Raw genomic sequence first — 19,306 nt, forward strand, 5'->3', positions numbered from 1 at the left:
TTTCCTATTCCTTTTTCCAATAAGGTTATTCTTAAAATTAAGTCTTTATGATTTATTGCAAACTTACCACGCAAAGGATTGATGATTCTTATGTTTTATTTCAGGAAGCGAAGAGTTGCGACTTTGTCGCTGATGAAACTTTATGATGAATGATACGTTCGCTTAGTAAGAATCAATGAAATTGATTATACCCTTTGCTCACTTAAAAATATTGCAGCATACAGATGAAAACTTTGCGTTAAAAGAATTCTTTGAAACTTACAATTCCTCCAACGGATCCCAGAACAGCTTTTTGAAATTTTTTATTCTAAGATTTTCCACAGTGATTCCTTCAGCTTCCAACTTAGGCTGAAACTCCGGAACAGACAAAACTCCTGAACTGGAAATCACACGATGAGCAGGAACATCCTTCGGGCATCCTCCCATAGCTTTTCCTACATGTCTGGAATGATTAGGATAGCCAACAGCTTTTGCTATCGCACCATAAGTAGATACTCTTCCTTTGGGAATAAGTCTTGCCACTTCATAAACCTGTTGCTTGAAAATTTCGTCCATATCTGTTTTCTATATTTTTGCATCATTTTTGAATTCTATCAAACTCGATGATGTTTCATTAAAAAATAAAGATATGAAAAAATCATTTTTCAGGCTGTTGAATGCCGTTAATAAAAAAGTTCTTCCGAAACTGAGTCATAAGGATCCTAATCATCTCACTAAGATGGAAAAGGGAATTCTGGCGTATCGTTATTTTGTACTGGTGAATTCTTTGGATTGATTTTTATTTTCCCGCACATCGCGCAGATTTTCACAAATGTTTATGTGTATTTTTGGGAAAACGCAAAGACGCAAAATTATTTTAATACTATGTGTTGTAAGACGCGAGGATTTTATCTCCGATAAAATTTCATACGACATAGCTTATTTTTTCTCTCGCTGATTTTGCTGATGACGCAGATAATAAAAATCTGTGCAATTCGTGTGATCTGTGGGAATACTATATTCCACTTTTTTCAACCATTAAGAAAAATGAAGATTGTAAGAGTAATTAAGTTTCATCTTTCAATCCTAAAATAGAAAAAGCGCTCCAAATGAATTGAAGCGCTGATATGGTAATCTCTTTTGAGAATTTTGTTCTTAGTTTTCTAAAATATAAGAGAACATCAATGGTGCACAGATGGTTGCATCACTTTCAACGATAAATTTCGGTGTAGTGATATCAAGTTTACCCCAAGTGATTTTTTCATTTGGAACAGCTCCTGAATATGAACCATAAGAGGTTGTAGAATCAGAAATCTGGCAGAAATAAGACCAGAAAGGAATGTCATGCATTTCCATATCCTGATACAACATTGGAACTACACAGATAGGGAAATCTCCTGCAATACCTCCACCAATCTGGAAGAACCCAACTCCTTTTCCTCCTGAATTTTTAGTATACCAGTCAGCAAGGTAAGTCATATATTCGATACCTGATTTCATTGTAGTAGCTTTAAGCTCTCCTTTGATACAGTAAGAAGCGAAGATGTTACCCATTGTAGAATCTTCCCATCCCGGAACTACGATTGGTAAGTTAGCTTCTGCAGCAGCAATCATCCAAGAGTTTTCTCTAGGAATTTCATAATACTGCTCCAATACTCCTGAAAGTATCATTTTGTACATGAATTCGTGAGGGAAATATCTTTCTCCTTTAGCTTCTGCATCTTTCCAGATCTCTACGATATGTTTTTGCAATCTTCTGAAAGCTTCTTCTTCAGGGATACAAGTATCTGTAACTCTGTTCAGACCTCTTTCTAAAAGATCCCACTCATCCTGAGCTGTTAAATCTCTATAATGAGGAACTCTTTCATAGTGAGAGTGTGCTACAAGATTCATTAAATCTTCTTCAAGGTTAGCACCTGTACAAGAGATAAAATCTACTTTTCCCTGACGGATCATTTCAGCAAGAATCTTCCCTAATTCAGCAGTAGACATTGCTCCAGCCAAAGTAATCATCATTTTTCCGCCATCTTTAAGATGTGCAACATATCCTTTAGAAGCATCCACCAATGCAGCTGCGTTGAAGTGCAGGTAATACTTTTCTATGAATTCAGTTATCGGTTTGCTCATTTTTTAAATTTTTGCAAAGATAAAACTTAAAAACGGAATGTAATCAAAGCACTTGAAGAAAGTGTGATAGAGGAGTATTTTTTATCATTTGTTAAATTGGGAAGGTATAAGTCGGAAAACGCAAGGGCGCAAAGGGTTTTAAAACTTTGTGAATATTTAAGGCACAAGAATATTTCGACTTCGCTCAATATTAGATTTTCAGCAAGGGAAAGTATCATTTTCGCACAGATCACACAAATCACACAGATTTTTATACTATTTAAAAAATTAGTGTGTGATAAAAGATATATTATACAATATAAAATTTTATTGAAGATAAAATCCTCGCGCCTTAAAGCAGGAACCATGTCAAAAGAACTAGCGCCTTTGCGTTTTCCAACATTAGCTCTTATAAAAAAAAGCGCAGCCCAAAATGAGCCACGCTTTCATTATCATTGAACTTAATAATATTCACAGAGATTTATCCTTCCCAACTTTCCACTTTCAGGATCTCGATTTTTCTTTCTCCGTCTTTGAAAGGCCAGTTGATAATATCTCCTACTTTATACCCTACTACTGCAAGCGCAATATCAGACAGGATGGAATGTTTATTTTTTTTAAGCTTTTCTTTGCTAGATGCCACAAAAATATATTCGTGCTCAAAATCTAATGTATGGTCTTTTAATGTTACTTTTCTTTCAACCGTTACAATATCGGCAGGAAGATCTCTTCTCAGCACTTGTTTTGCCTTTCTAAGCTCTTCAGCTAATCTTTTCTCTTCTCCGATACTCACTTTTTTTCTTCTGAGTGTATCTTTTATAGCGTCATAAATTCCGGTAGTTACAATAATATGATTGGACATTTTTCATTATTTTTAAAATTAAAATGCAGTTATTCTCTGATGATCCAATGTAGAATACAGACGTATGGCAGCCTTCTTCTCTAGAAAACTGCAAAAAAGTGATAGATAAAATCCGGATTGATTCCCTGTCTTGGATCCTGACAGGGCTTATATAATGAAGTCCTTAGAACTTTTCAGAAAAGAATCTGTATGAAGATAAAGTAAAGACAGCAGCAATCCTGACCGGCGGTGTTCTGCAGATAAAAAGATTGTTGCTGTCATTATCAATTATTATTAATTCAAACAAAGATACGGCTTAAAAACGGAATGTAGCGGCTGCACTTAAAGAAACTCTATGTAAGCCTTCTTTTTGATCATCATCAAATTTATAGGTTACCCCGTTAAACTTCATTTTATTCAGAGTACCGCCACTTAAACCAACTTTTGGCCCAATAAGGAAGTTTTTACTGATCTGATATCGGTAACCAAAATCAATTTCTGCCCCGAAAGTACTTCCTGTACCTTTTACATCTCCAGTTTTGGTAGTATAAGACAGTACTCCCAATGCAATATCTGCAAATACTTTATGTCTGGTAGGCGAATTATCATTTGAAATAAGTCCGGAAACTCCAAAAAACGTAATATTATCCTTTGTAATCACAGGAACAGATACAGGCATTCCGTTTACATTGCCAAGCAAAAACCCGTCACTGGATGCGCTGTAATGAGAGTATTTTAAACCAAGTCCAAACCCGTTATTCACTTCATAATGGGCTGCAATATCAAAGTTCAGTCCGTTTTTAAGCTCTTTTACATAGTCTTTTTCTTCCTTGCTGAGTCCTGAAATTGTTTTTGCTGTTCTCCATGCATACCCTACGGAAGGTCTGATAGAAAATTTCTGAGCGAAAGACATGGCTGAGATTGAGAATACTCCAGCCAAGATTAATTTTTTTATCATGGTTTTAAAGTTTCCGGCAAAAATAAAATTTTCTACTGGAGAAACCAATTAAAACCTGAAACGTCTGTTTTCTTTTTTGTCTGAAAGCTTTTTCTTATTATCCAGCCTTTTTTGTTTCTGCCCTTTTGAGGGTTTAGTTGCGGTTCTCTTTTTGGGAACAATAAGGGCTTTGTTTACAATTTCAGTTATTTTTTCAATCGCTTTATTTTTATTCATCAGCTGGGTCCTGCTTTCGGAAACCGTGAGGAATAAAAAGCCGTCTGTATTGATTCTGTTTTTCAGTTTATGCTGAATCAACACTTTTTCATCTTCATTAAAAAATTCTGAAGCATCTACTTTCCAAAGTACGGTAACAGCTGTCTCCACTTTATTCACATTCTGTCCTCCTGCCCCACTGCTGCGGGAAGTTTTAAAGCTGAGTTCTTTTGAAAAGTCTTTCATTATTATTAGTATTTTGAGATAATAGAATCAAGATTATAAATTTACGCTTATACTTTTATATAATTCTGACCGGCTTACTTTCCCGTTAGGAGTTCTTGGAATTTCATTGATAAAAATAATTTGTTTGGGTTTATGAAAATTCTTCTCAAAAGGTATTTCCGAAACTTTTTTCATTATCTCATCAGATTCACTTCCTTCTATAACCAATACGAGTTTCTGCCCTAAAATCTCATCCGGTAACCCCATAAATACAGCTTCGTTGGGAAGTTCTTTTTTGACCAAAGCTTCAAGGGTTTCCGGGAAAATTTTTGCCCCTCCGGAATTAATCACATTATCAATTCTTCCCAGAAATTTAAACTGTTTTTCATTCTTAATATCAACTAAGTCATTAGTTTGCAATTCTTCATCGTTTACATTGGGAGCAAAGATCTTCAGACAACCTCGCTCATCCAAAGAAATGGATACATTTTCAAAAACGGTAAAATAATCTTCCTGCTCAGGCATCAATTGTTTTAAACCAATATGAGAAAGGGTTTCAGACATTCCATAGGTTTCAAAAATACGGTTTGACAGGCTAAGATTCATCTGCAGAATTTTACTTTTCAGGCTTTCTGAAACGGCAGCACCACCAATGATCAGGTTCTTAATCAGGTGAAGTTTTTCCAGTGAGTTTTCTACCTGAAGCGGTGTCATTGCACAAAAGTCTATTTCTTCTTCCAGGTCTTCAACAGGCTTTAAAGAAGGATTCGTAATTTTTAATTGTAATTTTCTTTCTATAGAACGTACAATCATCATTTTCCCGGAAATATACTCTACAGGCAGACAAAGCAATGCAGTATCGCCTTCTTTTAATCCTAAAAAATTACAGGTCATGACTGCAGAATTGATCATTTTCTTTTTCTCAATTTCAAAAATTTTCGGCACTCCGGTAGAACCTGAAGTCTGGACATTTACTCCTGTTTTTTCTGAAAACCATTCTTCCAGAAAAACTTTTACTTTCTTTTCAAATTCGGTATCGAATGATAATTGATTAATATTGAGATTATTGAAGTCTATCAGCATGTTTTCCGTAAATAAATTCTACAGTAAATTTAAAAAAAATTTCAAAAAGTTCTTGTATATAAAGAAAAAAGCTGTAAATTTGCACCACTAAAACAAACAGACTCATGGTGTAGCGGTAACACTACTGATTTTGGTTCAGTCATCTGGGGTTCGAATCCCTGTGAGTCTACAAACCACTCTTTTTTAAGGGTGGTTTTTGTTATTTTTAAATCAATCACAAAAGTTGGAGATTAAACAAAAAGTTTAAGTGATCTGAAAAGAAAAATATTCTGTCTTTTACCTCTTCTGAACTAGATCGCAGGGGAAAGCGTTTTCTAGTTTAATAATCTATCTTTTAAATTAAGATTATAAAGTTGAAGTTTCATTTTCAGTAGGCAAAAAACTATAAAAAAAATAAGAGTGGAATTTCTTCCACTCTTATCTAATTTGATGAGATTATTAAAGTAAGTATTTAACTTATTTATAAGGTCTTCCTTTACAATACCAATCATGTCTGATAATGGTATCTTTTTTATGAATGACAAGTTCTAGATTTCCCGCTCTCTTAATTATTGTATCTCCCGCTTCCACTTCATTATAATCATCAATCCAGTTATTGTGCACCATAATATTTGATTTTTTATAAGTTATAGGATGATAACCTGTAATTTTGATCCAGGAATTATCTATACTCGCTTCTCCGACAATCAAATTATATTCATCAGGATAGAACGCTTTTTTCACATCATTGCAATCAGGTTCCCCACATGAAGACACCAAGATTAAAAAGCTAAAAAAAACAAATATTTTCATACTTTAATCGAATTGAGGTTTAAGGTAAATATGTTTTTTAAACCAACTTTCATTTATTCTTGTTGTCTCGGTAGTAGCAACTCCTATATCATTACCTATCCTTAAATTTATACTTCTAGTTGCTGTCCCATAGTTTACAGTACGTCCATTTTGAGAGCTTTCACTATATTCACCACCCCAATAGTAAGCTGCTGAAACCGATCGCCCTTCTCCTTCCATACCTCCAAAAACATCAGTATATTTATGCCCTTTTCTATCTTCACCAAAGGCATTCATCTGATTAAACTGAAGTCCTACTCCATAGCTTGGTGCTATACTTCTCAAGCCACGGGTAGCAAATAAGGCTACTTTACCATCTCCTATATTATATGCTAAAGTTAAACTTCCACTTACAAGACCATAACTATAACCTACCGTAAACCCTATCGCATACCTTCCAAACATCTCAGATTCATAAGCATACAATCTTGACCTTGATTGATTTAAGTTCCATTCTTCTATTAAATTATCAATAGCACGCTCCATCATATAACTGTTGTGGGATCCTTGTCCAAAACCTCCTTTTTTACCTTTTTTACCGGTTACTACAATTTCATCAATACCAAACGGACCATAGGTTGATTCCCCAATACTGCTTAGATATTGTCCATATGTATTAGGCACCACATTCTTTTTATTAGAATATGTATTTATAAAATTACTTGCAATATAATTTATTTCTGAGAATCCTCCTTTGAAAAGTCCTCCTGTTATTGCACTTTTAAAAACGTTTTGTCCAGTTGCAATTCCATTCAATGCTCCTCCAATAAACCCGACTACAGAGTTTTCAATAAATTTGGTTCCAGCAATTGAACCGATACTTTTCATACCTGAAGCATAACTACCTCCAGCTAGTCCTCCTCCAATTACAGAAGTCCAGGTTTGTGTACTTTTCCAGTCCCATTTAACAGGGTTCCAGTTTCCATGATTTGCCTGAACTCCACTTAAATAACTTCCAACAAGTGTTCCAATAAACCACGCAATAAATTCACCATTTGGATCATTATAGATCAGAGGATTATTCATTACGTATCCATATTTGTTGTAGTTTTGAGTATTAGTAGGAGCCTGTATGTTCTCATCTGCATTTAAGAATCTTCTGAGCAGTGGATCATACAATCTTCCGTTCATATGAATAATTCCCAATTCTCCAAAATGTTCATGGCTGGTATATCCTCTATCAATAATCAATATTGAATTGTCAATAATATTCTTATCCGTAATAATGACACCATTTCCGATTTGAAGATGTGTAAAATTTCCCCAGGCATCAAAATGTCTTTGCTCAAGCTTATTTCCAGCTTCATCACTTATAGCAAGAACGCTTCCTAAGTAATCTTTATGTAAAAACTTATACGAACCATTGCTTTCACCTAAATTCTTCATATAAACAATACTTGATTCATAAGGAGTTCCACCAATGTATATAATATGCTTCTCCTTACCTGTGGTATTGTCTACCAATACTTCAAATCTTCCATCTTCATTATAAAACTTTGTAAATTTACCATTTCCATCGCTATTGAAATTACCTCCATAGGTAACTCTTTGCCTCATGCTTCCCATACCGTATTGGAATACTACATCTCCTTTCATTCCATCAATGAAAACAGGGTCATTATTTTCGTTATACACAATGCTTTGTATTAAGTCATTGTTATAATTCTGTACTCCGGCTGCATTTAAAGTCATTCCCGTCGGTTGATAAATCTTAGAAGTGTTTTCATATTTCATAGTTCCTACCTGATCATTCACCATGATTCTTCCTTTTACATCATAGGTATTTTGTGAGTTTTGTCCCATTTTAGGATTGGTCCAGCTTATCAATCTATTATTATTGTCATAATTAAATGACTCATTAATACTAAAATCTCCTCCTGTTGATCTAGTTCTGAGTTCACCTTTTACTCCATCGAATGAATAATGAATCTGCAAGATATCTGATTTTGCCTGAGATGAATGATTCATATTAGTTAAGAAACCACTTTCATCATAGATATTATTTGTAGTTGCAGATCCTAGTATTGCTTTTGTCACCTGCCCTTTTGTATTGGTTTCCTGAAGCTCCCACAATATTTTTCCGGAATTTTTGTCTCTTATTTGATAGAGTTCTCCATTCCATGGAATATACACATTTTCTATCTGGACCTTGGTAAGTACACCTGAAGAATATAGTTGCTTTTCATAAGATATTACTCTTGCCTTATCATCATAAGTAGTTCCTTTTTGAATAAAATATTTACCATTACTACTTTCAGAAGACGACAAAACTCTCCCTTGCGGATCATATACTATGTTTGAGCCATACGCTTTACCTTTTGAAGTACCGGATTTTGAAATAAGTCTTCCTTTGTCATCATACGAAAAAGCAATGTTTTTATTGGTTGTCTCACCATTATCACCTGTAGAAATTTCTTTTTGCGAAATAAGCTGGCCCAAATTGTTGTAGATATATTCCTTAGTTCCTTTTGGACTGATAATCTTTATAGGCTGTCCGAAACCATCATATTCATATTTATACAATCCGTTGGAAGGATCATTGAATTCCGATTTTCTTCCCCAGGCATCATATTTTGTGGTAACAATATTTTCAGCATATTGTGCTTTAGTTTGTTTTCCGGCTGCATTATAAGAAAACTGTATAGTTCCCCCTGCGTCAGTTGAAGAAATAACATTTCCCAAAGCATCAACCGTTTGAGAAGTTGTTCTTCCATAGCCATTAACTTCTTTATTTGTAGTAGTTAAACCAGAAACAGTGGTTATCACTTGTTTTCCTATAAAGGATTCCACTTTTTTCTCCTGAAGGCTAAGTTTTCCCAATGTTGTTGTAGTTGTTTTAACCGGGAAAAAAGTATCATCATACTCTACAAAATTCCATCTCAAATCATATGGAGGTTCAGAGTCAGCAGATGCAGATTCATAAGGCTCAGATTCTCTTATTTTCCTACCTAAACCGTCATATACAATTGCTCTTAACACAAATTTACCCTGTGCGAAAGCTTTGATAGAAGTCTTGTATTCTCGGCCGTATTTATTAATGAATTTCTTAGATACATTCCCGTTAGGATCATATTGAGTTAACGTAGTATTGGATTCAGCATCTTTATTATATTGATACTTTGTAGTACCTGCTAAATTATTTTTTGAAGTTAACAACTTGCCCCACTTATCATAAACATTGCTTGTCGTATTCCCCGAAGGATCTGTCTGCTTGATAATCTGCCCCCAATCATTATATTCTATTTTTGTAACAAGCCCTAAATTATCTGTTTTCTTTACTATGAATAAACCTTTGGAATCATATTCCATTTTTGTAGTTTGAACTTGAGCATCAAGACTATTCCTAATTTCTTTTTGATTAATATTTCCAAAGATATCATAATTATAGGTTTCCTGAAGATACCCTGTATTATCACTATTCCAGCTTTTCAGAGTTTTCAACAGATTGTTTTCATAGGTATATTCCTCTTTAGAAGACTTCATGTCATTATAAGCTTGCACTATACTTGTTTTAGATTGAGCACGCCCTATAAAATAATCTGTTCCAGTACCTCCCGGATTATGAACATATCCATATGTTATCGTCTGAACACCGAGACCATTATTAGTATTAGTTGTACCTTGCAAGGGAAGATAATATTTGTCATATACAACCTCTCCAGTGGTTACTGTATTTGTTAAAAAGTCTTTCGATCTTGTTGTTTTTGGAACAATAGAAGTTACAACTTTAGATCTATCGGCAACAGAAACTGTGTTGGTAACCTGTCCATTCACAAGTTTATCAGACTGATATGTTGTGTATTTAAAGCTTAGCAACTCGGTATTATTCTCAGATATATCAGTCGGAAAAATTTTGGATAAATCATTAGTTCTAATGGACCATTCTTTAGTAGGGACACCCTCGTTCAATGGATCCGTCTCAGTTCCTGACCATATTTTTGTGATCTCCATCCCATTAACAATCCATGAAGAACTTGCCATTTGTCGAAAACCAATTGGTTTCTTATTATGTAGATTTATAATGAGCCCACGATAATGGAAAATTTTAACCCCATTTTGATTACTAATTGCACTTACTATCGGTGAATTTACTTCACCTAATTCCATTAATGGATACTTTTCATTTTTTGTTGCCTTATAATTTCCGCTACCATAATAGCTAATGAGTGTTGGTACATCTCCCTGCTCAATTCTGTTGATTGATGATCTTTGAAGGTTTGAATAATGAGAAAAATCAGTAACTCTACCTAAATTCTGATTTGATGTGGGTGTATAGACATATAATGCATTTTGTCTTAAACCTATTATATCTCTAAAAATAACAGGTGCATTAAAATTATTAGTAACTGTCTTAGAACCAAATTGGACTCTCCCATTTACAAAGCCTTGATTTTCACTTACCTTTATTGTTAGTACAGTACTAGCAGAAGTAGATGAGGCAATATTATAATTGGTACTAAAATTAATAATATCAGATTTTCCATCTGCATTAATGTCTAAAATTTTGGCTACAGAATAATTACCATTTTTATCCGCTGTATAACTTTCAGTTGAGGCGAAATCATTAAAATATGGGATTTTCAAGAAATTCTTTCCAGTATTTAGATTGATAATATAATGATTATTAACGTTCGTACGAACAAATAAATCAGATATTCCATCTCCATTGAAATCAGCTATCTGTGCCTGCGAAGAAAGACCAGAGTACTCTGCAGAAAATACTTCAGATAAGCTATAATTTCCCTGACTATTTTTTTTCAGATTGAATGCATGAAAGTTATTTATAGGCACAGACTCTCCATTTATTATACTACTCGAAGTAATATAAGTTTTCCCAATATCATCAACCCCGTCACCATTAAAGTCTCCCAAAAGAAGATTTTCACCTTTAACAAAATCAAACTCAAAAAACGGAAAGGTATTATCCTGTTGCTTAACTACAATATATTTATGATCCTCATATGTCACTATTTCACAATCTTCTTCTGTAGGCAGATCATTTGGCAAATGTGGACATATTCTATTTCTAGTAAAAATCTTTTTCTCTAGTAAAACTTCAGGTATACCATCTCCTTCAATATCATATGCAATAAGTTTTACAATATCACTTGTTTTTTGACTATCGAAGTAAGGGTCAGGAGGGAAAGTACTTTCATTCTCATCCCATTGATTACCAGGAATAACTTTTGTTGTAACTAATTTTAAAGCGTTTGGATAATCATTAACACTTTTAGGTTTTGTTAAATCAACAAGATAGTATTTAAGAGTTAAATCTCTTGTTGCAGCATCTATGGAACAAGAAACAATTCCTTGTCTACTAATAGCAAAATTATCATTATCTTTAATATTGATTGGAATTGCATTTTTATAAACATTCTCTGTACCTAAATAATATTCTTGAGAATAATTTCCATGCTGATGCAAATAATAACCTGCAGGGCCAAAACCAGAATCATTTCTATATAAAATTAAATCAGCAGAATAGGTTCCACGAAAATCGCCACTCATAGTAACCTCATGGAAGTTTGTCCAACCTGAACTATTAAGATAGCTACTATCCGAATAATTTTCAGTCTTAACAAATTCAATTGGATTTGCAGCCTCATTTTCCGAATTATATTCTTGTATTTTATCCACAAACTGATATTTTGTATCGTCTGATTTGTAGATAATATCGTACTTTCTGTACTGAGAAGAAGCATTGCTTACAACAATGTTATCTAATAATTTATCTTGAATAAAAGATATATCGTTCACATAAGATTGTTCTATAATACTTCTGGTTGCTTTTACATTATAATTGAAACCAATTTCATTAAAATGTACCTTTCCTAAGCTTTCATTTCCTCCCCATTTAATAGAAGAAATTACTGCAACATTTGTTCCCGTATCCTGTGTATAGGTATATGTAATATAATTTCCTTTCGCATCTTTCCACTTGACGATATTATATTCCAAAGGGGTTCTTGCATTGCTGTTGCCTGAGTTTGTTGATCCGTACCAAGCTTGTGATCCATCCGTAAAAGTGACTTCCCAATATTCAGGTCCTTTCCATATTTGCCCGGCAATAGCACCGATAGACTTAATTTTTATATTTGAAAATTTTTCTGTCACATATTCAGCTCCATCTTTTCCATATTCGCCAGTCTTGAGAACTAATCTTTGCCCGTTAAAACTATAAAAATCAGAATAATCTAGTTGGATACCTTGCATTATCCCATCTTTTTCTATATCTTTTCCCGTTCTTGATATAGAAGTAATTCCAGAAATGTTCCAGCCATAACCGGCAATACCATTAGGTGAACCGCTGTTATAGACAAGAGCCACCTGTGGTTCTACACTTTTTATCCCGGGAGGTAAAGCGATTGGCACAGTAAACTGAAACTGCCCTGCTCCATTTACATCAGCAATACCCTTTGTATCCTGAAACTTTTTTCCTTCTGGAGCTGTAGTTCCAGAAGGGTTATTTTCTCCTGCCCCGGAATCTAAGGGCCCTCCTCCAGGGTTTTCTGTAGCGGGCCCAATTTTTGCAATAAAGGTATTTGAACCTCCTGGTTTAGCATGGAATCCCTGAACCATTACCACCGTTTGTGGATCCTGAACCGTCCGGGATACCGTTTCTGTCTGATACAATATGGTTTGCGAAAAAACCAACACTGAACACAAAGACAGTATCAATGATGAAAAAAATTTCATTTTAGTGTTTATAATAATGTTTAATAAATTAGATATACTATCCTGAGTACAGAATAATAATCCCGTACTCTTATCTTTGAGAATTTTATGTAAGTTTATCTTTTGGTAACGTTTCTACCAAAGACCCTTCCATCTTTTAAAGTAAAACGAAGAATATAAACTCCCCAATCGTATCCGGTCATATTGATTTTAACCTGACGATTTAACTCTGGAATATTCTGTTGCTGAAATTTCCAATGTACAGTACTATGCTGATAGAGAGATACAGATTCTATAAGTCCATCTACTTCTTCAGTCCAGTCAATTGTCAGATAATCATTTACCGGAACCGGGTAGAGTCTTATTTGTTTCCAGAATGTTTTTTCATCTATAGCAGTTATCTGCTGAACTATGACTGCTGTTCTTGCTTGTTCCTGCAATTTAGTTTCTTTCAAAGCTGTTTCTTCAACTTTTTTTCCTTCTGCATTGGTACCTCTGTATCTTTGGTTTCCGGCCTCATCATATTTAAAGTAAACTTCAGTTTGTGAAAAACCTAAAAAACCTATTAGCAGAGATAATAACGAAAATAATTTTCTTTTCATTTTTTTACTTTTTTGTGTTTAAAAGTATTTGAACCTTTTTTTTCAGTTCTTGAATTTCTTCTGACTGAGATTTTAAAATTTTATTTTCTTGCTGAAGTGCTTTTAGTTGTTTGTTTTGTTCGATGGAGTAAAGGGTAAGCTCTTCTATTTTCTGTAAGAGTTTTATTTGAAATTCACCAACATTTACCCCTTCCTTTTCCATTACTTTAGCAGAAGCAATTTCGGGTAGGTGTTTTTTTTCTTTGATGTGCTTTTCAACTTCTTCTAATTTTGGGAGATCGTATCGTTCATCAAATACAAAATCAGCAGTAGGACTTAAGGTCACTTTTATTTCTTTTGCCTCAAATTTACCCTGTAATAATGCATTTCCTGTAGAAGAAATCTTCATGATTTCAGGCATGGAAACAGGCGAATCTATTGCCACTTGCTGGGATACTGAAGCCAATAACCTGAAACCTTCATTATCGAGCATAATTGCTGTTTTTACAAAGTTTCCTTCTCCACTGCTTGAAAGCCAGCCTACATTTGATCCATTTGCTTTTACTCCATAACTCATATAAGAAGAACCGGTGCTTCGTAATGCTCCCCAGTTATTCATTGACCCACTAGCATAAGGTATTGAAAAAGCGTTTATTCCTGTCACAGAATCACCAGCTCCTGCCATAATAGTGCCTGCAACATGAAGTTTACTTAAAGGAGTCACCGTACCTATTCCAACATATCCGTTACTATCATTAATAACAAGTTTTGGATTCGTATAATCTCCTTTGGAAACAATCCATTGACTTCCATGCAAATCACCAAAAAACCACCCATTAGTTCCATTAAGATATTGGGTTTGAATTCCTCGGATAAATCCTCCATCATTGGTACTTCTTTTTAAATATAAAATAGGAGAAGGATTTTGGATAGTTACTTCAGAAAATGCACCTTGTTGTGCAAAGACAAATGATGAAGCCAATAAGGCTAACGACAATAGTTTTCTTTTCATAATATTTTTTTAAGAGTTAAATTTTCTTTATAAAATTAATTTGCTAGTATTTACTTTGCATCACTAATAAAAGTATCACCTTGCATGTATGATAATACAATCTGATATTCTCAGACCTATTTTTTGTATTAATAAATTTTATGGGATTGTTTGATATATTCTTTTGCAATACCCTTTCAGCTATTTAAGATTTTTCTTTGAAAAAGAAAAGATTAGCTTTTATATTGATGTGGTATTAATGCAATTAATTTTCTATTCATAGTTTGAGTTTTTTTCAGCTGCTAATTTAACACTTATTAACACGTATTAAAACAATATTAACAGCGTTTAATATGAGTTTTATCACTTATAAATGCAAAGATATTCGTACAAAACGACAGATCTTGTCGCAACAAAATCCAACTGATATAAATATTTAAAATACTATTGAGTTACAAAAAACAGCATAAAAAAAGACCTTTTACAAGGCCTTTTTATATTGAGAAATAATAGTATTTTTTATTTTTTAAGATCATCAATTTCTTCCTGAATCGATTTGATTCTGTCTCTTAATTCCTGGCTTATTTTTCCTGGAATCTTTTTAACTTTTCTTAAATCTAAGGCCAGCATAATGGAAGCTATTCCCATGAAGATAAAAGCAACACCTGTAAGAGTAACTAATGAAAATCCTGTAAACACCGGATTAAATATCAGCAGTAGAGAAAAAATAATTCCTCCGACACTGGCAAGGGCTACATTCCCCCAGCTCATTATTCTCATGCTTTTCAGGTCAAATGCAAAACCTAATAATTGAAAAGAACGGAACAGCAAAGTAAACCCAATTACAAATGGAAGTACTGTCATTGAAATCTGAGGATTTGCAATAAGATAAACTCCTATTGCGGTTGTTAGTAATCCGCTTACCAGAAACCAGCCCCAGCCCTGCAGGGATTTACTGTTTTGTAAGGAAAAGAATATTTCGGTAATTCCTGAAAATAAAAAGGAAACACTGAAAAAAATAGAAAGGGTAACATACGTTGCTAAAGGTACACTGAATACATAAAAACCACAGATAAGGAAAAGAATTCCGAAGATTAATGGAATATACCAATGTTTTACGGTATTGGTAAGGGTTTGAAATAAATTGGCCATAGGTGTCTTTTTTGGTCCTGCCTACTTTTTGTAACGGTTTTCGGCTTCTCCGCAGGTATTTCAAACAGATTATAATATTCACCTGAATTTGAAATATAACCTCTTACTAATATACGAAAAATAACCGAAAACGCCTTCTGATTCTGTGATTTGTTATGATAAAAAATCAGGTGGAATTAATTTATTCAATTGATTCCACCTGAATGATATAAAAAATTACTTTGTTATTTGAATTTATTTGGCTGGATTTCCGGCAGGCTGCTGTTGGGTTACACAGTGAACCATTCCTCCATTTTCATACAGGTTTCTTACATCTATTCCTATTACTTTTCTATCCGGATACTGATCCTGAATAATTTTATTGGCAATGGCATCATTCGGATCTCCATAATTGGGAACCAACACCACTGTATTTGCTACGTAATAATTTACATAAGACCCTTTTTCGTCAAGTTGTTTTCCGTAGGCTGTTTTCACTTTGTTTTTGGTAGCCGGAACATAAACTTTTTTATATTCTTTCCCATTTACATTGGTGGCTGTATAAAGCGTGTTGACATCTTTCTCTGAAAGCCCAAGATCAAGAAGATCATCTTCTTTCATGGTAATCATGGTATTATGGTTGATAAATTTCATAAAACCATCGATGTGCATATCGGTAACATCTAATCCTGTTACTCCGTCCAGCCAGATTACTTTGGATACTCCGTAGTAGGTTTCAAACATTTCTTCGGCTTCTTCCTGCGTGATATCTTTATTTCGGGTAGCTCCTTTTTTCTGGCTGATTACTGAGCTTTTACAAGCCATTAAAACTCCGTTTCCGTCCGTTTCCACAGATCCTCCTTCATTCACCATTTCATCATTCAGATTGATGACTTTTATTCCAAGGTCTGTTCCTATCTTTTGTGGAATTTCATCACAGTTTTCAAAATCAAATTTTTCGCCCCAGCCATTGAATCCCCAATCTTCAATGAGAACATTTCCTTTCTTATCTTTTACGAAAATAGGTCCGTTATCTCTGATCCATACATCATCGGTTGGATACACTTTGAAATCAACGTTTTTCATAGGAACTTTATTCTCTTCTAAAAGACGGGTAATTCTGTTTTTTTCTTCATTATTATAAGCAATAATGTGAACTTTCTCGCCAGCCTGAAGGGCTTTTGTCATGTCTACCCATGTTTGTTCTACCCTTTTACGGTAAGTCATTCCGTGTTGATAGTGATGCGGCCATTGAAGCCACGTTCCTTCATGCTTTGAAGATTCTTCGGGAAAATGATAGTCTGTCTGTGCCATATTGAATATAAAGCTCAATACTAAAGTGAGTGTGAATAATTTTTTCATATCATTAAAATTTCTTTCCTATAAATACACCGAAATTGGTATCGGTATCAAAATCGCTTCCTGTCTGGGAAATATTACTTCCTATCCCGAACTGCATCTTTTTCTTATTTTCTATTCCTAAGCGGATAATCTGACTGCTGGACTGATGTTCTTTAAAGCTGAAATCGGATTCTACAATCAGCATACTGTAAAGATTAAGCTGTTCATTGATTTTCGGAGTATATTCCAGTAACGTATAAAGTCCAAGCCCGAATTCTTTTGCATCGGTGGAATAAGTAAATGCAGGAAATATATTGACAGCAAAAACATCATTTTCTTTTCCATACGCTACACCTACAGACGGCATGATATCTTTATCCGAAAGATGAACTCCTGCAGAAATACCAAGATTCTTTACGATTCCATAATTGATATTCTGATAAAGTTCAGGATTAATTTTCTTTGATTCATAGTCGTAGCTAATAGTCCCCGAGGCGAAATAATTCCATTTTCTGCTAAAATCTTTATTATAAATTCCAAGAAGCTCAGTCTCTTTATTTCCACCATACGCCTGAACAGAAATCTGTGATTGGGCACAAAAAGGAAATAATAAGATAAGGAGAAATATATTTTTCATTCTATTTGTTTTTTAAGTTTCACATTGCAAGTTCATCATTATGATGATTGACGGGTGCAAAATTAGGTCTCTCAAAAAAACAAATCTTGTCCTAAATTGACATTCTTTTCATACAGCGAAATAAATACAGGTGATCTTATTTCTTATTCTAATTTACTGAAAATAAAAACAAAAAAGGTGAAAATCATTTGACTTTCACCTTTTTCAAAACAGGTATAGATCTGTTTTATATTTTTATTTTGGCTTGTATAATTTGTACATCACGAATAAAAAGCCAATCCATATCGGAATCAGAATCACCTGAATTTCCATTCCTGTAATGCTCATCAATCCTAAGATCAGAATTAAGAAAGCAATACAGATATAGTTGGATATCGGGTAAAATATAGACGGAAATTTTGATTGAATTCCTTCTGCATTGATTGATTTTTTAAACTTTAAATGGGTGTAGCATATCATCAGCCAGTTGATGATCAGTGTGGATACTACTAAAGCCATCAGGTATTCAAAAGCTTTTTCCGGAACTAATTTATTGATGATAATACAGATCCCTGCAAAGCATGAAGAAATAATGATTGCGTTGGTAGGCACTGAGTTTTTATTCAGTTTTTTCAGAAATTTCGGAGCATTTCCCTGCTGAGCTAATCCGAAAAGCATTCTACTGTTACTGTAGACGCTACTATTGTATACTGATAAAGCAGCTGTTAAAACAATCAGGTTAAGCACATTTGCGATCAATGTATTGAACTGAATTACTTTACCAAAAAGGCTGAATTCAAGACCATTCAGATTCTGAAATACCATTACAAACGGGCTTGATCCTTCTGTAATATCTCTCCATGGACTTAATGAAAATAAGATAACCAAAGCACCTACATAGAAAATAAGGATTCTATAGATCACCTGGTTGGTTGCCTGTGGAATGGTTTTTTCCGGATTTTTTGCTTCCGCAGCAGTAATTCCGATAAGCTCAAGACCTCCGAATGAGAACATGATCATTGCCATGGCTGCAAATAATCCTGAATACCCGTTTTCTGTTTTATTAAATAATCCTTTCGGGAAAAATCCTCCGTCATTCCACAAATTGGTGATTGTAGCTTTTTCTCCTCCTGTACCACTTATTAAAAGGTATACTCCGAAAATAATCATGGCAATAATAGCGACTACCTTGATGATGGAAAACCAGAATTCTGTTTCTCCGTAAACCTTTACAGAAGCCAGGTTAAGTGCATTAATGACTATAAAGAAGAATAAACTGGAAACCCAGAGTGGTATTTCCGGCCACCAAAAATGAATATAATGCCCAATAGCGGTAAGTTCCGCCATACTTACCAGAATATAGAGAATCCAGTAGTTCCAGCCGGAAGCAAATCCTGGGAAATTTCCCCAATATTTGTAGGCAAAGTAGCTAAAACTTCCCGAAACAGGTTCCTGAACTACCATTTCACCCAACTGACGCATAATAAAAAAGGCGATAATTCCTGCCAAAGCATAACCTAAGATTACAGAGGGTCCTGCCAGTACCGCAGCAGGTCCAATTCCCAGAAATAACCCTGTTCCTATGGCACCTCCAAGGGCAATTAATTGTATGTGTCGATTTGTTAATCCTCTAACTAAAGTCTCGTTTTGTCCTGTTTTATTTTCGTTGCTCATTGAATGAATTATTCGGTCGCTAAATATATAAAAACTTTTCAGAGAAATTCACATTCCATGGGGCAAATTGAGAATTTGC

15 protein-coding genes and 1 tRNA gene are annotated in these 19,306 nt (G+C 34.3%); 2 read left to right on the top strand and 14 right to left on the bottom strand.

The window, feature by feature from the left end; all coding sequences use genetic code 11:
- Positions 1-258 precede the first annotated feature (258 nt).
- Complete coding sequence (locus ACMA47_RS20775) at positions 259-555, bottom strand: MGMT family protein (protein WP_034697384.1); 297 nt, start codon at positions 553-555, stop codon at positions 259-261.
- Between the two features lie 73 nt (positions 556-628).
- On the opposite strand from ACMA47_RS20775, the gene ACMA47_RS20780 reads away from it, so the two are divergent.
- Complete coding sequence (locus ACMA47_RS20780) at positions 629-775, top strand: hypothetical protein (RefSeq protein WP_183037440.1); 147 nt, start codon at positions 629-631, stop codon at positions 773-775.
- A gap of 359 nt (positions 776-1,134) precedes the next feature.
- On the opposite strand, the gene ACMA47_RS20785 is transcribed toward ACMA47_RS20780, so the two are convergent.
- The 5 genes from ACMA47_RS20785 to ACMA47_RS20805 form a co-directional block, all read right to left on the bottom strand.
- Complete coding sequence (locus ACMA47_RS20785; protein WP_034673009.1) at positions 1,135-2,106, bottom strand: deoxyhypusine synthase family protein; 972 nt, start codon at positions 2,104-2,106, stop codon at positions 1,135-1,137.
- Between the two features lie 460 nt (positions 2,107-2,566).
- Positions 2,567-2,947 (bottom strand): GreA/GreB family elongation factor, encoded by a 381-nt coding sequence (locus ACMA47_RS20790; RefSeq protein WP_114819330.1) that lies wholly within the window; start codon positions 2,945-2,947, stop codon positions 2,567-2,569.
- A 295-nt stretch (positions 2,948-3,242) separates the two neighbouring features.
- A complete protein-coding gene (locus ACMA47_RS20795; protein WP_413931312.1) occupies positions 3,243-3,884 on the bottom strand; it encodes a hypothetical protein in 642 nt (213 codons plus the stop codon).
- A 48-nt stretch (positions 3,885-3,932) separates the two neighbouring features.
- A complete protein-coding gene (gene arfB, locus ACMA47_RS20800; protein ID WP_413931313.1) occupies positions 3,933-4,325 on the bottom strand; it encodes an alternative ribosome rescue aminoacyl-tRNA hydrolase ArfB in 393 nt (130 codons plus the stop codon).
- A gap of 33 nt (positions 4,326-4,358) precedes the next feature.
- Positions 4,359-5,387 carry an AMP-binding protein gene (locus ACMA47_RS20805; RefSeq protein ID WP_413931314.1) on the bottom strand — a complete coding sequence of 343 codons (1,029 nt, stop codon included), beginning with the start codon at positions 5,385-5,387 and terminating at the stop codon, positions 4,359-4,361.
- A gap of 98 nt (positions 5,388-5,485) precedes the next feature.
- Between ACMA47_RS20805 and ACMA47_RS20810 the strand changes: the two genes are divergently transcribed.
- A tRNA-Gln gene (locus ACMA47_RS20810) sits at positions 5,486-5,556 on the top strand.
- A 287-nt stretch (positions 5,557-5,843) separates the two neighbouring features.
- On the opposite strand, the gene ACMA47_RS20815 is transcribed toward ACMA47_RS20810, so the two are convergent.
- The 8 genes from ACMA47_RS20815 to ACMA47_RS20850 all read right to left on the bottom strand — a co-directional run bounded on the left by ACMA47_RS20815 (position 5,844) and on the right by ACMA47_RS20850 (position 19,227).
- Positions 5,844-6,179 (bottom strand): hypothetical protein, encoded by a 336-nt coding sequence (locus ACMA47_RS20815; protein WP_413931315.1) that lies wholly within the window; start codon positions 6,177-6,179, stop codon positions 5,844-5,846.
- A gap of 3 nt (positions 6,180-6,182) precedes the next feature.
- Positions 6,183-12,914 carry an RHS repeat-associated core domain-containing protein gene (locus tag ACMA47_RS20820; RefSeq protein ID WP_413931316.1) on the bottom strand — a complete coding sequence of 2,244 codons (6,732 nt, stop codon included), beginning with the start codon at positions 12,912-12,914 and terminating at the stop codon, positions 6,183-6,185.
- Between the two features lie 95 nt (positions 12,915-13,009).
- Positions 13,010-13,495 (bottom strand): hypothetical protein, encoded by a 486-nt coding sequence (locus tag ACMA47_RS20825; protein ID WP_413931317.1) that lies wholly within the window; start codon positions 13,493-13,495, stop codon positions 13,010-13,012.
- Between the two features lie 4 nt (positions 13,496-13,499).
- On the bottom strand, positions 13,500-14,486 hold the full coding sequence (locus ACMA47_RS20830; RefSeq protein WP_413931318.1) for a hypothetical protein: 987 nt from the start codon (positions 14,484-14,486) through the stop codon (positions 13,500-13,502).
- Between the two features lie 498 nt (positions 14,487-14,984).
- Positions 14,985-15,617 carry an HdeD family acid-resistance protein gene (locus tag ACMA47_RS20835; protein ID WP_413931319.1) on the bottom strand — a complete coding sequence of 211 codons (633 nt, stop codon included), beginning with the start codon at positions 15,615-15,617 and terminating at the stop codon, positions 14,985-14,987.
- Positions 15,618-15,851: 234 nt separating this feature from the next.
- A complete protein-coding gene (locus ACMA47_RS20840) occupies positions 15,852-16,958 on the bottom strand; it encodes an agmatine deiminase family protein (RefSeq protein WP_413931320.1) in 1,107 nt (368 codons plus the stop codon).
- 4 nt (positions 16,959-16,962) lie between these two features.
- Complete coding sequence (locus tag ACMA47_RS20845) at positions 16,963-17,574, bottom strand: hypothetical protein (RefSeq protein ID WP_413931321.1); 612 nt, start codon at positions 17,572-17,574, stop codon at positions 16,963-16,965.
- 234 nt (positions 17,575-17,808) lie between these two features.
- Complete coding sequence (locus ACMA47_RS20850) at positions 17,809-19,227, bottom strand: amino acid permease (RefSeq protein ID WP_034696101.1); 1,419 nt, start codon at positions 19,225-19,227, stop codon at positions 17,809-17,811.
- Positions 19,228-19,306: the final 79 nt, after the last annotated feature.

It is taken from the genome of Chryseobacterium sp. T20 (assembly GCF_047345655.1).
Classification (GTDB): Bacteria; Bacteroidota; Bacteroidia; order Flavobacteriales; family Weeksellaceae; genus Chryseobacterium.

Excerpts from the sequence above, each read along its gene's own strand:
- ACMA47_RS20845 (WP_413931321.1), bottom strand. The coding sequence starts at position 17,574 with ATGAAAAATATATTTCTCCTTATCTTATTATTTCCTTTTTGTGCCCAA.
- ACMA47_RS20850 (WP_034696101.1), bottom strand. The coding sequence starts at position 19,227 with ATGAGCAACGAAAATAAAACAGGACAAAACGAGACTTTAGTTAGAGGA.
- arfB (WP_413931313.1), bottom strand. The coding sequence starts at position 4,325 with ATGAAAGACTTTTCAAAAGAACTCAGCTTTAAAACTTCCCGCAGCAGT.
- ACMA47_RS20840 (WP_413931320.1), bottom strand. The coding sequence starts at position 16,958 with ATGAAAAAATTATTCACACTCACTTTAGTATTGAGCTTTATATTCAAT.
- ACMA47_RS20795 (WP_413931312.1), bottom strand. The coding sequence starts at position 3,884 with ATGATAAAAAAATTAATCTTGGCTGGAGTATTCTCAATCTCAGCCATG.
- ACMA47_RS20825 (WP_413931317.1), bottom strand. The coding sequence starts at position 13,495 with ATGAAAAGAAAATTATTTTCGTTATTATCTCTGCTAATAGGTTTTTTA.
- ACMA47_RS20780 (WP_183037440.1), top strand. The coding sequence starts at position 629 with ATGAAAAAATCATTTTTCAGGCTGTTGAATGCCGTTAATAAAAAAGTT.
- ACMA47_RS20805 (WP_413931314.1), bottom strand. The coding sequence starts at position 5,387 with ATGCTGATAGACTTCAATAATCTCAATATTAATCAATTATCATTCGAT.
- ACMA47_RS20830 (WP_413931318.1), bottom strand. The coding sequence starts at position 14,486 with ATGAAAAGAAAACTATTGTCGTTAGCCTTATTGGCTTCATCATTTGTC.
- ACMA47_RS20835 (WP_413931319.1), bottom strand. The coding sequence starts at position 15,617 with ATGGCCAATTTATTTCAAACCCTTACCAATACCGTAAAACATTGGTAT.
- ACMA47_RS20775 (WP_034697384.1), bottom strand. The coding sequence starts at position 555 with ATGGACGAAATTTTCAAGCAACAGGTTTATGAAGTGGCAAGACTTATT.
- ACMA47_RS20785 (WP_034673009.1), bottom strand. The coding sequence starts at position 2,106 with ATGAGCAAACCGATAACTGAATTCATAGAAAAGTATTACCTGCACTTC.
- ACMA47_RS20815 (WP_413931315.1), bottom strand. The coding sequence starts at position 6,179 with ATGAAAATATTTGTTTTTTTTAGCTTTTTAATCTTGGTGTCTTCATGT.
- ACMA47_RS20790 (WP_114819330.1), bottom strand. The coding sequence starts at position 2,947 with ATGTCCAATCATATTATTGTAACTACCGGAATTTATGACGCTATAAAA.
- ACMA47_RS20820 (WP_413931316.1), bottom strand. The coding sequence starts at position 12,914 with ATGAAATTTTTTTCATCATTGATACTGTCTTTGTGTTCAGTGTTGGTT.